The sequence below is a fragment of the Trebonia sp. genome (assembly GCF_049794275.1).
Lineage (GTDB): Bacteria > Actinomycetota > Actinomycetes > Streptosporangiales > Streptosporangiaceae > Trebonia.
In genome coordinates, this window is record NZ_JBARCR010000284.1 from 1 (window position 1) to 2,553 (window position 2,553).

Annotated in this window: 2 protein-coding genes; both read right to left on the reverse strand. The window is 69.6% G+C overall.

Annotated elements, in window-relative coordinates; genetic code table 11:
• Positions 1–767, reverse strand: a 767-nt coding sequence (locus tag WA805_RS08020; protein WP_425242016.1) for a GuaB3 family IMP dehydrogenase-related protein, incomplete at its 3' end; no start/stop codon positions are given.
• 19 nt (positions 768–786) lie between these two features.
• Positions 787–2,274, reverse strand: coding sequence for an IMP dehydrogenase (guaB, locus tag WA805_RS08025; protein ID WP_425242017.1), 1,488 nt, complete (start codon positions 2,272–2,274; stop codon positions 787–789).
• Positions 2,275–2,553: the final 279 nt, after the last annotated feature.

Sequence of the window (2,553 nt, forward strand, 5' to 3'; positions counted from 1 at the left end):
TAGCGACCGCCGGACTCGTCCATGTAGTCGCGGCGTGCCGCGGCCACGTCGGAGATCGCGGTGGCCATCGGCACCACCACTCCCAGCACCGTGCGGGTGGTGTGCGAGGCGCCGCCGCCGAAGCCGACGAGCACGCCGGCCGCGCCGGTCCGCATCAGGTGCAGCGCGGCCGTGTACGTGGCGCAGCCGCCGACGATGACCGGGATATCAAGCTCGTAGATGAACTGCTTGAGGTTCAGCGGCTCGGCGCGGCCGGAGACGTGCTCCGCGCTCACCGTGGTGCCCCTGATCACGAAGATGTCCGCCCCGGCGTCCACGACGGCCTTGTAGTAACGCGCGGTGCGCTGCGGGGACAGCCGGGCGGCGGTGATCACGCCGGCCCGGCTGATCTCCTCGATCCGGCGGCCGATCAGCTCTTCCCTGATCGGCTCGGCGTAGATCTCCTGCAGCCGCCTGGTGGCCGCTGCTTCGCCAAGCTCCGCCACCTCTCGCAGCAGCGGCTCCGGATCTTCGAACCGGGTCCACAGGCCCTCAAGGTCGAGCACGGCGAGACCGCCGAGCTTGCCGATCGTGATGGCCGTCGCGGGCGAGACCACGCTGTCCATCGGGCAGGCGATCAGCGGAAGGTCGAACCGGTAGGCGTCGATCTGCCAGGCGATCGACACTTCCTCCGGGTCGCGCGTCCGGCGCGCGGGGACGATGCCGATCTCGTCAAGCGTGTACGCCCTGCGCCCGGTCTTGCCGCGCCCGATCTCTACGTCTGCCACTGTGTTCCTTTTGGTTCGCTTAGTTCCGGCCGCTGTAGTTCGGCGCCTCGACCGTCATCTGCACGTCGTGCGGGTGGCTTTCTGTCAGGCCCGCGGCGGTGATCTGGACGAACCTGGCTTCTTGCAGGTCAGGGATGGTGCGGCTGCCGCAGTACCCCATGGCCATCCGCAGCCCGCCGACCAGCTGGTCGGCGACGGCTGCGAGCGGCCCGCGGTACGGCACCTGCCCCTCGATTCCCTCAGGGACCAGCTTGTCCTCGCGCAGCACGTCGTCCTGGAAGTACCGGTCCTTGGAGTAGGACTTGCCTCGCTCGCGGTTGCGCATCGCGCCGAGCGAGCCCATGCCGCGGTAGGTCTTGTACTGCTTGCCGTTGACGAAGACCATCTCGCCGGGGCTCTCCTCACAGCCGGCCAGCAGGCTGCCGAGCATCACCGTGTCCGCGCCGGCCGCGATGGCCTTGGCGATGTCACCGCTGTACTGCAGGCCGCCGTCGCCGATGACCGGGACGCCGGCGGGCCGCGCCGCCAGCGATGCCTCGTAGATCGCGGTCACCTGCGGGACGCCGACCCCGGCGACGACGCGGGTCGTGCAGATGGAGCCAGGCCCGACCCCGATCTTCACGCCGTCCACGCCCGCGTCGATGAGCGCCTGCGCGCCCTGCTTCGTGGCCACGTTGCCGCCGATGACCTCGACCTCGGTGTTCGCCTTGAGCTGCCGGACCATGTCCAGCACCGACTGCGCGTGGCCGTGCGCGGTGTCCACGACGAGGAAGTCCACACCCGCGTCGATGAGCGCCTGGGCGCGGCGCTTGGCATCCTCGCCGACGCCGACCGCGGCGCCCACCACGAGCCGGCCGCCCTCGTCCTTGGTGGCGCTGGGGAACTTCTCGCTCTTGGTGAAGTCCTTCACCGTGATCAGGCCGCGCAGCCTGCCCTCCGCGTCGACGAGCGGCAGCTTCTCGATCTTGTGCTGCCTGAGCAGCGTGCGCGCCTGCTCCGGGTGCACGCCGACCGGCGCGGTGATCAGCGGCATGGGCGTCATCACGTCGGCGACCCGCTGCGACAGGTCGGATTCGAACCTTATATCGCGGTTTGTCACGATACCGAGGAGCTTGCCGTCATCGCTGGTCACCGGGACGCCGGAGATCCGGTAGTGCGCGCACAGCCGCTCAACGTCCGCGAGCGTCGCGTCCGGGCCGCACGTCACCGGGTCGGTGACCATGCCTGCCTCGGAGCGCTTCACCAGGTCGACCTGCTGCGCCTGCTCTTCGATGGCCAGGTTCCTGTGCAGCACGCCGACGCCGCCCTGGCGCGCCATCGCGATCGCCATCCGCGCCTCGGTCACGGTGTCCATCGGCGACGAGACCAGCGGGATGCGGAGCCGGCGCCTGCGGGTGATCCTGGTACCGGTGTCCGCCTCGCTGGGCATCAGCTCCGAGTGGGCCGGCAGCAGCAGCACGTCGTCGTAGGTGAGGCCTACCGGGGAGAACTTCGGAGAGTCGGTCATGATGCCCTCACGGCTCATAGCTGCGGCTGTAGCAGCTGGTGACGGTGGGATATCGACTCATCTTACCCGGGCGGCTCGGGCCACGATCAGCGCAGCAGCGCGCTGGCGGCACCTGCCTGCCTCCTACTATTCGGGTATGACGCGGATTCCGTATGTGCGGCGCGACGAGCTGGGATCCGAGGGCCAGCAGCTGTGGGACGGCATCGTCAATACCTGGGGCGGCCTGGCCGTGACTGCCAGCGGCGGCCTGGCCGGGCCGTTCAACGCGCTCGTCACGGC

Excerpts from the sequence above, each read along its gene's own strand:
- guaB (WP_425242017.1), bottom strand. The coding sequence starts at position 2,274 with ATGACCGACTCTCCGAAGTTCTCCCCGGTAGGCCTCACCTACGACGAC.